Genomic DNA, 12,218 nt, shown 5'->3' with positions numbered 1-12,218 from the left:
TCGGTGTACGGCGCGATGACCGGGACGAGCGCCTTGACGCCGTTGCGGGCGAGCAGTTCGGCGACGAAGCCGATGCGCTGCACGTTGGTGTGGCGGTCCTCGCGGCTGAAGCCGAGGCCCGCGGAGATGAACTCGCGGATCTCGTCGCCGTCGAGCACCTCCACGCGGTGGCCCTCGGCGCGCAGCCGCCCGGCCAGCTCGTACGCGATGGTCGTCTTGCCGGCGCTCGGCAGACCCGTGAGCCAGACGGTGGCTCCGCTCGTCACGTCAGTCTCCTGATGGTTCGTCGTCATCCGTGCAACCCGCACTCGGTCTTGGCGCGGCCCGCCCAGCGGCCGGCGCGCGCGTCCTCGCCCGCGAGGACCCGGCGGGTGCAGGGGGCGCAGCCGACGGAGGCGTAGCCGTCCATCAGCAGCGGGTTGGTCAGCACGCCGTGTTCGGCCACGTAGGCGTCGACGTCGTCCTGCGTCCAGCGGGCGATGGGGGAGACCTTGACCTTCCGCCGCCGGTCGTCCCAGCCGACCACCGGAGTGTTCGCCCGGGTCTCGGACTCGTCGCGGCGCAGTCCGGTCGCCCAGGCCCGGTAGCCCTTCAGGCCCTCCTCCAGGGGCTGGACCTTGCGGAGCCTGCAGCACAGGTCCGGGTCGCGGTCGTGCAGCCGGGGGCCGTACTCGGCGTCCTGCTCGGCGACCGTCCGACGCGGGGTCAGCGTGATGACGTTGACGTCCATCACGGCCTCCACCGCGTCCCGGGTGCCGATGGTCTCCGGGAAGTGGTAGCCGGTGTCGAGGAACACCACGTCGACGCCCTTCATCGCGCGGGACGCCAGGTGCGCGACCACCGCGTCCTCCATGGAGGACATCACGCAGAAGCCCTCGCCGAAGGTGTCGGCCGCCCACTGGAGGATCTCCAGCGCGGAGGCCTCCTCCAGGTCGCGGCCCGCCTGTGCGGCGAGCGTCTTCAACTCCTCGACGTCGCGGTCTTCCTGAGCCGTGGTCATCTGGGGTCCCCTCCGTTGTCGGCTCGCCGGACGCCCCGTGCGAGCAGCCCGAGGAACTTCAGCCGGAACGCGCGGTTGCAGGCCGCGCACTCCCAGGCGCCGTGGCCCCCCTCCGGGGCCTCGCTGGGACGCAGGTCCTCGTCTCCGCAGTACGGGCAGTGGAACGGGGCGGCGCGCTCGCTCACGACAGGGCCTCCTCGGACGCCCGGGCCGCCCACGCCGCGAAGCGCTCGCCGTCCGTGCGCTCGGCCTGGAACCGCTTGAGCACCCGCTCGATGTAGTCGGGCAGTTCGTCGGCGGTGACCTTCAGCCCGCGCACCTTGCGGCCGAAGCCCGGCTCCAGGCCGAGCGCGCCGCCGAGGTGCACCTGGAACCCCTCCACCTGCTCGCCCCGGTCGTCGACGACCAGCTGGCCCTTGAGACCGATGTCCGCGACCTGGATACGGGCGCAGGCGTTCGGGCAGCCGTTGATGTTGATGGTGATCGGCTCGTCGAACTCCGGCAGGCGGCGCTCCAGTTCGTCGATCAGATGGGAGCCGCGCTGCTTGGTCTCGACGATGGCGAGCTTGCAGAACTCGATGCCGGTGCAGGCCAGCGTCCCGCGGCGGAAGGAGGACGGACGGGCGGTGAGGTCGAGCGCCTCCAGGCCGTCCACGAGCGAGTCGACCCGGTCCTCCGCCACGTCGAGGATGATCATCTTCTGCTCGACGGTGGTGCGGATCCGGCCCGAGCCGTGTGCCTCCGCCAGGTCGGCGATCTTCGTCAGGGTGGCGCCGTCGACCCGGCCGACCCGCGGCGCGAGGCCGACGTAGCAGCGGCCGTCCTTCTGGCGGTGCACGCCGACGTGGTCGCGCCACTGCTGCACCGGCTGCTCGGGGGCGGGGCCGTCGGTCAGGCGGCGCCCGAGGTACTCGTCCTCCAGCACCTGCCGGAACTTCTCAGCGCCCCAGTCGGCGACGAGGAACTTCAGGCGGGCCCGGGTGCGCAGCCTGCGGTAGCCGTGGTCGCGGAAGATCGAGATGACGCCCTCGTAGACGTCCGCGACCTCGTCGCTCGGCACCCAGGCGCCCAGCCGCACGCCCAGCTTGGGGTTGGTGGACAGGCCGCCGCCGACCCACACGTCGAAGCCCGGGCCGTGCTCGGGGTGCCGTACGCCGACGAACGCCACGTCGTTGATCTCGTGCACCACGTCCAGCAGCGGCGAGCCGGAGATCGCGGACTTGAACTTGCGCGGGAGGTTGGAGAACGCCTTGTTGTTCAGGACCCGGCGCTTGATCTCCTCCAGGGCCGGCGTGCCGTCGATGATCTCGTCCTCGGCGATGCCCGCGACCGGGGAGCCGATGATCACGCGGGGGGTGTCGCCGCACGCGGTCACGGTGGACAGGCCCACGGCCTCCAGGCGGTTCCAGATCTCGGGCACGTCCTCGATCCGGATCCAGTGGTACTGCACGTTCTGCCGGTCGGTGATGTCGGCGGTGCCGCGCGCGAACTCCTCGGAGATCTCGCCGATGACCCGCAACTGCCGGGTCGTCAGCGCACCGCCGTCGATGCGGACGCGGAGCATGAAGTACTCGTCGTCCAGTTCCTCCGGCTCCAGGATCGCGGTCTTGCCGCCGTCGATGCCGGGCTTGCGCTGGGTGTACAGGCCCCACCAGCGCATCCGGCCGCGCAGGTCGCTGGGGTCGATGGAGTCGAAGCCCCGCTTGGAGTACACCGTCTCAATGCGTGTCCGCACATTGAGACCGTCGTCGTCCTTCTTCAGCTGTTCGTTGCCGTTGAGCGGGGTGAAGTGCCCCGCGGCCCACTGACCCTCGCCGCGGTGTCGGCTCACCTTGCGGCGAGACGCGGAGGCGGCAGGGTTCTGCGGGGTGGCGGCCATGGCGGACACGTCCTTCGGGACAGGCGGAAAGCGACTCTGACCTGCCCTTTGGGCGCACGGAGGCACACGTGCGCGGCGTTGCGCAGGGCAGTCGTAAAGGAAAGGGGGGAACGGGATGCCGGCGGCTGTCAGCGCGCCATACAGATGGCGCTGGACATGCGGCCGAGGTCGACGTGCCGCCGACTCACCAAGGCGATTCCAGTTCCAGACATGACGGAAGCGTGTCATGGCGATCTGGACACAGTCCAGCTTCGTCCAACATGCGGACACCCTTGTCCCACTATCCGGGACAAGGGTGTCGTCAGTCACACCGGCCGCAAAGGGCCTTGTCGATGCAGGTCAGGCAGGGTAGGCGCCGGGCCACGGCCCCGGGGCCGGCACCTCCGGCTCCTCCTCGACCTCGGTCTCGAAGAGCCGGAAGCCGCGCCGCAGGTAGTTGTCCATGGCGTACTCGCCGTCCTTGCTGCACGTGTGCAGCCACACCCGCTTCGTCTCCACCCGGTCCGGCCAGCGGTCCGCCAGGTCCCAGGCGCGGGCGACGCCGTACGACAGCAGGTGCCCACCGATCCGCCGCCCGCGGAAGGCCGGGATCAACCCGAAGTAGACGATCTCCACGACCCCGTCGTCCTGCGGCTCCAACTCCACGAACCCGGCCGGGGTGCCGCGGTCGTAGGCCACCCAGGTCTCGACCCCGGGCCGGTCCAGGTACTCCTGCCACCGGGCATGGCTCCACCCGAGCCGGTCCGTCCACCGGATGTCCCCGCCGACGGAGGCGTACAGGAAGCGGCTGAACTCGGGGGAGGGCACCTCGCCGCGGACGATGCGGACGTCTCCCTCCGGCGCGGCGGCCGGCAGGAGGTCGGTCGGGGACGTCTGCTCGAGGGACCAGGTGGTGACGGGGATGTTGGCCATACCGGCCAGGGAACCATCTACCCCTGCGAGCTGTCGATGGAGTTCAGTCCCAGCGAGAACAGCATCCGCCCGGACTGCGACCAGACCGCCCCGGTGCCCTCCGTCAGGGTCAGCGGTCCGGCGGGTGCGCTCCAGCACTGCCGCGTGTCGTCCGGCCCGCACCGTGCCGAGGTGCCGCCGCTGCCGTCCAGGCGCCACAGCATGCCGTGGCCGTCGGCGTTCCCCGCGGCAGCGGTGACGTACCAGACCGGCCCCCGCGCCAGCACACCGCGCACGTCGGTGACCTTCGTCTCGTACGCCGCGTCCGGGACCGCCCGCCCGCGCGGGTCGACGGACGGCAGCCCGGCCCGCGCCGGATCGAGGCTGAGGGAGTAGCGCCACAGCCGCGTGGGGCGCCTGCTGTCCTCGGGCACGCCCTCGCTCGCGACCAGGCTGTCCGGGGAGGTCGTGCGGTCCAGGGCGATGCTGCCGATCCGGGCGTCGCCGGTGAGCCGGTACGAGCCCACGGCGGGCAGTACGAACCGGGCTCCTCCCGCCGACCAGCCGCCCGGCACCCGGCCGACGGCGGCGCTGTCCACGCCGGCGCGCTGGACGCGGTCCACGTCGTAGACGTACAGCGCGCGGCCGTCCCGCCCGTCCGCGGTGACCAGGAGCTTGTCGCGGTACCAGACCATGCCGGAGACGGGGGAGGACAGTGCCCGGTAGTCGCGCCCGCCGTCGACCGGCACCGCGAGCAGCGCCCAGGTGTAGGCGAGGTGGTCCTGGTCGCCGGCGTCGATGAAGGCGACGCGGGCCAGGCCCGTGCCGTCGGAGGACGCGGCGTCCGGGGCGCCGGACGTGTCGCCGGCCGGCGCGTCGCCCACGGAGCCGTGGGACCAGGCCGACACCAGCACGCGGTGGCCGTCCCAGCGGCCGTCGGCGCGGTCTGCGGGCAGGGCGACCGCGCCCGGCCGCCAGGACCGGGTGTCGGCCGCGCCGAAGCAGTACGCGCGCGTGGCCGCCGGCGCGGTGGGCAGCGACCGCCGGTCGTCGGAGGGGCATGCGTCCGCGGTGCGCAGGGTGTGGTCGGCGCCCGCGAGGACCTCCGTGACGCCCACGGGCCGCCCCATCGCCGCCGCGAGCCGGTCGAGACCCGTCCGCGCCACCGGTTCCTCGGCCAGCTGCAGCTTCTCCAGCTCGGCCGTGGAGGCGAGCCGGGTGAGCGGGCCCGGGTCGTCGGCGACCGTGGCCTGGGAAGCGCTGATCATGGTCGCTGCGGCGGTGAGGGCCAGGGCTGTGCCCGCCAGGCACGCCCGCAGCGCCCTGCCCCGTCTGCGCCGGCGATGTCTCCCGCGTTGCGTCATCGATCCTCCCGAGGCGAGCCAACTGCGCCTGGTGATCCGTGCATTGACCCGAGGAGCAGGTGGGGTGGCCCATAGGGGATGCTACGGCAGCCGGGGCCCGCAGCGGACGAAGATCTCGCAAATACGCGGAAGACGCCCCTGTCGGGCCCTGTGGGGAGCATGATGGCCCCGGCGGTCACGACACGGCGGCGGAGTGGCGCGCGTCGACGACGCCGGGTGCCGTGGACTGCGGCAGCAGCGCACGCGGGTCCGCCGGGCGGAGCACGTCCACCTCCGCGCCCTCGCAGAAGCGGTAGGGCCGGTGCGACAGCAAGCCCCCCAGGTACCTGCGCACCCGGGACAGCTCGGCCCGCACGGTCACCGTCCGGGCCGGGTCCCCGAACATGTCCTGGGCCAGGCCCGCCGCGCTCCGTCCGGCGCGGTGGACGGCCAGCAGGTACAGCAGCTCCGCGTGCCGGGGACTGAGCTCGTGGGACCAGGAGCCCGCGCCACCGGTGACCGTCACCGTCCAGCCGCGCGGCCGGGAGAGGTCCAGCACGATCCGGGTGGCCTCGTGCGACAGCGCGTCGCCGGGGTCGTCCAGGTGCCGCAGCAGCCAGCCGCCGGCCAGCGGCTCCACCCCGCAGGGCCCCAGCGCGGGCAGCCAGCGGTGGCCCGCGGAGAGCGACCTGGGCAGCGCGATCCGGCTCGCGTACGGCATCCCCGTCACCGCCGCCGTCCAGCCGTCCCGGTCCACCGCCACCGCCCGGCCGCCCAGCCGCGCCAGCACCGGCGCCGCGGTCGCCCGCAGCCGCTCCAGGGACTCCAGGTGCATCTCCCGCAGCCGCGCCTCGGCGAGCCGGGCCACCGAGTCGACCCAGGCGAGGGTCGCCGGATGCATCGTCTCCAGCGGCCCGCTGACATCCACCACGCCGAGCATGCGCCCGTCGCGCGGATCGGTGATCGGCGCGCCCGCGCAGGTCCAGGAGGCGTGCGAACGCACGAAGTGCTCCGCGGCGAACACCTGCACCGGCCGGCGCACCACCGCGGGCGTCCCCACCCCGTTGGTGCCGACGACGTCCTCCCGCCAGTCCGCGCCAGGCTCGAGACCGAGCCCGTCCGCCTGGCGCAGCACCGCGGGGGATCCCTCCCGCCACAGCACCCGTCCGTCGGCGTCCGCGACCACCATGATGTGCCGGGCGGGGTCCGTCACCGACAGCAGACCCCGCCGCAGTACGGGCAGCACATGTCTGAGCGGCGACTCCTCGCGCCGCCGGAGTACCTCCTCGTCCGGCAGCAGACCCGACCGGAAGTCGTGCTCCGGGTCCACGCCGCTGCGCAGCATCCGCCCCCAGGACTCCTCGATGACCGGCCGCGGCGCGACGGGCGTGCGCCGCCCGGCCAGCGTCGCGTCGCGCACCCTGCTGAGCACCCGCGCGGCACGCGCCGCGTCGACGGCGGCCAACTGCGTCACGTTCAAGGGCGGGTTCGCCACTGGGTCCTCCCGGCAAGGACGTACGACACGGATGTCAAGCCCTGCGGCCGATGCTTTCCGGTCCTGTTCGGCTCGTTGCGCTGCGTGTCCCCATACTGCCGTCCGCCGGTGACGGAGGGGCACACTCCGCTCACGCGGGCCGACAAGTTGCAACCCCTTGCAACCCTGGTGGAGCGCTCCCGTGCTGACCGAGACTTGAGCCACGCCGTCCCGAGCGGCGTCCCCGGCCTCGAACCGGCCTGCGCGGCGGGGGTGGTGCCGTGTCGGCGCAGCACCACCCCCGCGTCATTCGGCCGGGCGGGCCCGCTCCACGACGGACGCCAGGTCGAGCGTGGAGGGCAGCGTCCCGAAGGCGGCGCCGCCGTCGCCGCCCAGCCGTGCGGCGCAGAACGCGTCCGCGACCTCGGGCGGCGCGAACCGCACCAGCAGCGACCCCTGGAGCACCAGCGCGATCCGCTCGGCCAGCCGCCGGGCGCGCCCCTCGACGCCCTCCAGGCTGCCCAGCTCCGTCAGCAGGTTCTTCGCCGCGGCGTCCAGCCGGTGGTCCGCCCCGCGTGCCCGTCCGATCTCCACCAGGTAGGCGTCCAGGGAACGCGGTTCGCGCCGCAGCACCCGCAGCACGTCCAGCGCCTGCACATTGCCCGCGCCCTCCCAGATCGAGTTCAGCGGCGACTCGCGCACCAGCCGGGGCAGCCCCGACTCCTCCACATAGCCGTTCCCGCCCAGGCACTCGGCGGCCTCCACCGCAACCGGCGCACACCGCTTGGTCACCCAGTACTTTGCGGCCGGCACGGCGATCCGCAGCAGCGCCCGCTCGTGTTCGCCGCCGTCGTCGTACGCCGCCGCCAGCCGCAGCGCCAGCGTCGTGGCCGCCTCCGACTCCAGGGCCAGATCGGCCAGGACGTTGCGCATCAGCGGCTTGTCGACCAGCCGGCCGCCGAACGCCTCCCGGTACGTGCAGTGGTGCACCGCCTGCGCCACCGCCTGCCGCATCAGCCCCGCAGAGCCGAGCACGCAGTCCAGCCGGGTCGCCGCGACCATCCCCATGATGGTCGCCACCCCGCGCCCCTCCTCGCCGACGCGGCGTGCCCAGGTGCCGTCGAACTCGACCTCCGCCGAGGCGTTCGAGCGGTTGCCCAGCTTGTCCTTCAGACGCTGGATGAGGAAGACGTTGCGGGACCCGTCCGCCAGCACCCGCGGCACCAGGAAACAGGTCAGCCCCCCGGTTCCGGGTTCCGGGGCAGCCTGCGCGAGCACGAGGAAGGCGTCCGACATCGGCGCCGAGCAGAACCACTTGTGCCCGGTCAGTGCGTACGTCCCGGCCTCGGCGAGCGGATGCGCGACCGTCGTGTTGGCCCGCACGTCGCTGCCACCCTGCTTCTCCGTCATCCCCATCCCGAACAGCACACCCGCCTTCAGCTGCGCGGGGCGCGGTTCGCGGTCGTAGATCATCGACGTCAGCCGGGGCTCCCACTCGGCGGCCAGTTCCGGGTCGGTGCGCAGCGCGGGCACGGCCGCGTGGGTCATCGACAGGGGGCAGCCGTTGCCGGCCTCGACCTGCGACCACACCAGGAACCCGGCCGCCCGCCGGACATGTCCGCCCGGCCGCGTCCACGCCGCGGTCAGGCCCGCCGCGACGCCCTTGCCGAGCAGCCGGTGCCAGGCCGGATGGAACTCCACCTCGTCGATCCGCCGCCCGTAGCGGTCGTGGGTGCGCAGTCGCGGCGGAAACGCGTTGGCCTGCACGCCCCACTCCTGGAGCTGCGCCGATCCCGCCGACCGGCCCAACGCCGACAGCTCCTCGCGCACCTCTCCCAGCAGGTCGGGGTCCAGGTGTCGCTCGACCGCCGCCACCAGGGCGCGGTCGGTGGAGAAGACGTCGTATCCGGTCAGCGGCTCGGGCTGGTTGTCCACCGTGTGCGTGCTGCCTGCCATGTCTCGCAACCTACCCGCCGCCGGGGCGGTCGAGACCGGCCCGACACGGCGAACCGTGGCCGACGGACGACCCCCGGCGCCACCAGGGGTGAGTGCACCGTGTCCCGGCGGATACCTTTAGGGCGTGCAGCCAGCAAGTCAGTCACCCGAGCCGCTCGGCAGCCCCTCCGGCCGTCTTCACCGGGCGCGTGCCCTGTACCGGAACGTCTCCAAGCGCAGGACAGCGTGGCTGCTGCTGAAGGACACGGTCAACTCCTGCATCGAGTACCGCATCCTCGGTCTCGCCGCGGAGGCGGCGTTCTTCACGCTGCTGTCGGTGCCGCCGCTGCTGCTCAGCCTCATTGGCCTGCTCGGCTACGTCGACGACTGGACCGGTACCGACACCATCACCAGCCTGGAGAACAACCTGCTGGAGGCGTCCCGGACCGTCCTGTCCGACAAGGGCGTCCGGCAGATCGCGCAGCCGATCCTCGACGACGTGCTGGCCGGCGGCCGGCCCGACGTCATCTCCATCGGCTTCCTGTTCGCGCTGTGGTCCGGCTCCCGCGCGGTGAACGTCTTCGTCGACACGATCACGGTCATGTACGGCCTCGACGGGGTGCGGGGCATCGTCAAGACCCGGCTCATGGCGTTCCTGCTGTTCATCGTGGCGCTGCTGATCGGCTCGATCGCGCTGCCGCTGATGGTGGCGGGCCCGGACGCGGTCGTGCGGATCGTGCCCTGGTCGGCGACCCTGGTCCAGGTCCTGTACTGGCCGGTCGTCATCGTCCTTTCCGTCGCCTTCCTGACGACGCTCTACCACGTGTCGGTCCCGGTCCGCTCCCCGTGGATCGAGGACGTGCCGGGCGCCCTGGTCGCCCTGGGCATGTGGGTGCTCGGCAGCTTCCTGCTGCGCATCTACCTCCAGCACACCATCGAGGGTGCGACGATCTACGGCTCGCTCGCCGCCGCCGTCGCCGTGCTGCTGTGGATCGGCATGTCGGCGTTCGCGGTGCTCGTGGGAGCCGCGGTCAACGCGGCGATCGACCGTGTGTGGCCGGCCGCCGCGACAGCCGCGGCCCGCGCCACCAACGAGCGGCTGCGGGAGGAGGAGGCCGCCGAGTACGTCGCCCGCCTCGCCGCCGTCAGCGCCCACGAGGACCCCGACGATCCCGCCGACATGCCGTCGGAGTTCCCCGAGCGCTGGTCCCGTTTCCTGCCGCCGGAGGACCTGACGGGCCGCCTGCGCACCCATGCGCGGAGCGCGCACCAACACACACCGAAGGCCCCCGGCGAGGACCCGCCCGTCGGTATGTGACGCCGGCCCGCTGCCCCGGCCGCCCCCTCCTTCGTCACGGCTCCGCCTCCACCGTCCGGCGCCCCGCCGGCTCGGAGCGGGCCGTTCCGGCTTCCGGGGCCCGGCGCTGTGCGTGGACGGCGGCGAGCGATGCGGCCAGGGAGGGGATCACGATGTCGAGGGTGCCGGTGCCGGGCACGATCAGGGTCTGTTCGTCGAGCGCGGCGAAGACGTCGTCGATCAGCCGGGCGGCCGTGCGCGGGGCCTTGGGCCGGATCGGCTCGACGAGCCTGCGGCGGCCGGCTTTGCGCAGCGCGGCCGGGGAGCCGTGGGGCTCCAGCAGCCAGGTGACGGCCTGGTGGTCGAGGCGGGGGCCCAGCCCGCGTTGCAGCCCGCGTCGCGGGCGATAACGGGGGGCGGCCGAGCTCGAGAGCCGAGCCACCACCCTGCCCACCTGCAGAAAAGGCCACCCCGACCGAGCCGAAAAGGGTCCGCCAGCAAGCTGACGGACCCTCATGCAAGATCAAGGCCAGAGAACGGCAATGATCACTCAGGACCACGGGCTCCTTGCAGCAGGCGAGGGCCGGCACCAACGCCGGGGCCCTGACGCCGAACGCCCCCGCTCTCCATGACATCGCCTGCCCAAACCGGATGATTCGGGCGCTCGCCAGGGCTCTGCCCGCCATCCGAACTTCGCGTCAGCCCGAAGTGATTACGCCTTCGCCCTCCAGCTCCTCGACAGTGACCGCATTGTCCCACCAGGTCGGCTTGGTGAGGGAGAAGTACACCTCAAGACCCGAATAAGACACACCGGAATAGGTGGCTGTGCCATTGAATTGCACATTGCCGACCCAAGAGGCCCAAATGAACCTATTGTCCGGGTACATGTCTTCCGGGCTCCAGTTCCCGTCAGTCAGAGCCCGCTGCATCAGGTCGTTTACACTGATGATTACCTCTTTCCTGTTGTTATTGTTGGCGTGTCTGTAGATGCATTTCAGATCGCCCGAGAAGTCGGCGTGCAGCGTGACCGTCCCGGTCGCCTCGGTCGAGGACAGTCTCCACCAGGCGTATCCCGTTTCCCCGCCTGGGACCGTGAAAGTCTGAGAAGGGGCAGTGAGAGTATGACTGTCAACCGTCTTCACGGTGTCAGTATTGCTGTAGTTGACAGTTTGCGTCAGCCCTGCACCGATCCCTATGTCTGGGAGGTCGGCGGAAAGTGAAGTCGAGCTGGAAGTGCCCGTTGTGACCTGATGCTCCAGCCACTTCGTGTACGTAGTCGAATACGAGGGAGTTGCGAACGACTGGGTGTCCGGCGAGTCGTTGTGAAAAACACTACGACTTTCGGCTTCGATGAGGAGAGCGTCGACATCATTGATCGTGGACTGGTCGACAGCCGTCAGGACATTCGAAGTCTCCATATTGTAGTATTCGCAGTGCTTGGGGGTTCCATCCACCGAGACGTGCTGCCACGCCTCGTTGAAAAGGTCGATGACGTTGGTGACTTCCGCCGCGGCCGACGTCGCGGATGCCGGTGGAGCCGCGAGTGTCAGCATGCAGCTGACCGAAAGGGGAATCCCCAAGCCTGCAAGCACTCTGGATCGCGTCCATCTTGACATGAATCTCCTCCATTGGTGGGAACTTTTGTTTCCGCGGCATGAGATGAGCTAATATCTCCCGGCGGGAATTCGAAGGGTTTTCCTTCACCTTCCGCACTGCACTGCGCCGAGCAGACCCCCCTGCATAAACTCCCCTTCGTGTCCGGAACGCACCACAACGTGATCCGAGGCTCAACCGGATGCAACTCCAGACTGAACTCGGCTTCCTGTGTCGCAGCGCGGCAAGGACCCGGCAGAAAATGAGCAGTCAGCACACTGACCTGAAGTAGGCGAGGCAACTTATCGTGCCCTGCGCTGCGGCCTCGGGGAGGTGAAAGATTGCGCTACGCAAGGGTGCGCATTTCTTGACGGATGTCTAGCTGGCTGTTTGGCAGTTTTGCGCCACGGTGCCGTCGGGTCGATTACTTCCTGGGGTCTCCAGGGCTTTCCTCGGGTGGGAAGCACTGTCTGGCCGAGCCGGGTGTTCTGTCAAGCACTGAGGTAGAAGATCATGGAAGAGGCTCTCCGCACCGAAGTGCACCATCGTTGAGGTGGGACCGTGACTCGCAATCACACGAGGTCACCACCTTCTCCTTGAATTCTGCCCCTTCGGGGAAGGGGGTGTGCGGCCGCGATCGTGAGCAAATGGTGGATTTTCGCGCGCAGAGCCGGCCGCATACGTAGCGGTCTACGTATTTTCCCGGTGCTCCTCCTGCGCATGGCGACGCAGCGTGGGGACTGTTCCGTTCTCACCTGCACATGTGGTGATCAATATGTACTGCTCACAGTCGCTGTCCCCCCGGG

The 12,218-nt window shown here is 70.8% G+C and carries 11 protein-coding genes and 1 pseudogene; 1 reads left to right on the top strand and 11 read right to left on the bottom strand.

Annotation, left to right across the window (positions count from 1 at the left end):
- The 9 genes from JS756_RS35075 to JS756_RS35040 form a co-directional block, all read right to left on the bottom strand.
- A partial coding sequence (locus JS756_RS35075) for an adenylyl-sulfate kinase (protein WP_205387320.1) occupies positions 1-293 on the bottom strand: 293 nt, incomplete at its 3' end.
- Positions 290-1,000: a phosphoadenylyl-sulfate reductase gene (locus JS756_RS35070; RefSeq protein ID WP_205387319.1), complete on the bottom strand. Its 711-nt coding sequence runs from the start codon at positions 998-1,000 to the stop codon at positions 290-292. The genes JS756_RS35070 and JS756_RS35075, both read right to left, overlap by 4 nt.
- Entirely contained in the window at positions 997-1,185 is a 189-nt protein-coding gene (locus JS756_RS35065) for a hypothetical protein (RefSeq protein ID WP_205387318.1), read from the bottom strand. The genes JS756_RS35070 and JS756_RS35065 overlap by 4 nt, the downstream gene beginning before the upstream one ends.
- Positions 1,182-2,879 carry a nitrite/sulfite reductase gene (locus JS756_RS35060; protein ID WP_205387317.1) on the bottom strand — a complete coding sequence of 566 codons (1,698 nt, stop codon included), beginning with the start codon at positions 2,877-2,879 and terminating at the stop codon, positions 1,182-1,184. The genes JS756_RS35065 and JS756_RS35060 overlap by 4 nt, the downstream gene beginning before the upstream one ends.
- A 128-nt stretch (positions 2,880-3,007) precedes the next feature.
- The gene (locus tag JS756_RS38185) at positions 3,008-3,091 is read right to left on the bottom strand and encodes a putative leader peptide (RefSeq protein ID WP_368861131.1); all 84 of its coding nucleotides are present in this window, start codon (positions 3,089-3,091) and stop codon (positions 3,008-3,010) included.
- Between the two features lie 127 nt (positions 3,092-3,218).
- Positions 3,219-3,791 carry a GNAT family N-acetyltransferase gene (locus tag JS756_RS35055; RefSeq protein WP_205387316.1) on the bottom strand — a complete coding sequence of 191 codons (573 nt, stop codon included), beginning with the start codon at positions 3,789-3,791 and terminating at the stop codon, positions 3,219-3,221.
- Between the two features lie 17 nt (positions 3,792-3,808).
- Positions 3,809-5,134 carry a hypothetical protein gene (locus JS756_RS35050; RefSeq protein WP_205387315.1) on the bottom strand — a complete coding sequence of 442 codons (1,326 nt, stop codon included), beginning with the start codon at positions 5,132-5,134 and terminating at the stop codon, positions 3,809-3,811.
- Positions 5,135-5,309: 175 nt separating this feature from the next.
- Complete coding sequence (locus JS756_RS35045) at positions 5,310-6,608, bottom strand: GAF domain-containing protein (protein ID WP_205387314.1); 1,299 nt, start codon at positions 6,606-6,608, stop codon at positions 5,310-5,312.
- Positions 6,609-6,893: 285 nt separating this feature from the next.
- Positions 6,894-8,543, bottom strand: a complete 1,650-nt coding sequence (locus JS756_RS35040; RefSeq protein WP_205387313.1) for an acyl-CoA dehydrogenase family protein — start codon at positions 8,541-8,543, stop codon at positions 6,894-6,896.
- 124 nt (positions 8,544-8,667) lie between these two features.
- Between JS756_RS35040 and JS756_RS35035 the strand changes: the two genes are divergently transcribed.
- Positions 8,668-9,840 carry a YihY/virulence factor BrkB family protein gene (locus tag JS756_RS35035; protein ID WP_205387312.1) on the top strand — a complete coding sequence of 391 codons (1,173 nt, stop codon included), beginning with the start codon at positions 8,668-8,670 and terminating at the stop codon, positions 9,838-9,840.
- Between the two features lie 88 nt (positions 9,841-9,928).
- On the opposite strand, the pseudogene JS756_RS35030 reads toward JS756_RS35035, so the two are convergent.
- Together JS756_RS35030 and JS756_RS35025 are read right to left on the bottom strand one after the other, a co-directional pair.
- Positions 9,929-10,210 (bottom strand): annotated as a pseudogene (locus JS756_RS35030) (IS110 family transposase); the annotation flags it as partial.
- Positions 10,211-10,517: 307 nt separating this feature from the next.
- Entirely contained in the window at positions 10,518-11,372 is an 855-nt protein-coding gene (locus tag JS756_RS35025; protein WP_205387311.1) for an ETX/MTX2 family pore-forming toxin, read from the bottom strand.
- Positions 11,373-12,218 lie beyond the last annotated feature (846 nt).

It is taken from the genome of Streptomyces actuosus (genome assembly GCF_016921115.1).
GTDB classification, from domain to species: Bacteria; Actinomycetota; Actinomycetes; order Streptomycetales; family Streptomycetaceae; genus Streptomyces; species Streptomyces actuosus_A.
This window is presented reverse-complemented; position numbering and strand designations above follow the sequence as displayed.

Bases quoted from the DNA above. Each gene is read 5' to 3' on its own strand.
- JS756_RS35055 (WP_205387316.1), bottom strand. From the start codon at position 3,791: ATGGCCAACATCCCCGTCACCACCTGGTCCCTCGAGCAGACGTCCCCG.
- JS756_RS38185 (WP_368861131.1), bottom strand. From the start codon at position 3,091: ATGTCTGGAACTGGAATCGCCTTGGTGAGTCGGCGGCACGTCGACCTC.
- JS756_RS35025 (WP_205387311.1), bottom strand. From the start codon at position 11,372: ATGCTGACACTCGCGGCTCCACCGGCATCCGCGACGTCGGCCGCGGCG.
- JS756_RS35050 (WP_205387315.1), bottom strand. From the start codon at position 5,134: ATGACGCAACGCGGGAGACATCGCCGGCGCAGACGGGGCAGGGCGCTG.
- JS756_RS35040 (WP_205387313.1), bottom strand. From the start codon at position 8,543: ATGGCAGGCAGCACGCACACGGTGGACAACCAGCCCGAGCCGCTGACC.
- JS756_RS35060 (WP_205387317.1), bottom strand. From the start codon at position 2,879: ATGGCCGCCACCCCGCAGAACCCTGCCGCCTCCGCGTCTCGCCGCAAG.
- JS756_RS35070 (WP_205387319.1), bottom strand. From the start codon at position 1,000: ATGACCACGGCTCAGGAAGACCGCGACGTCGAGGAGTTGAAGACGCTC.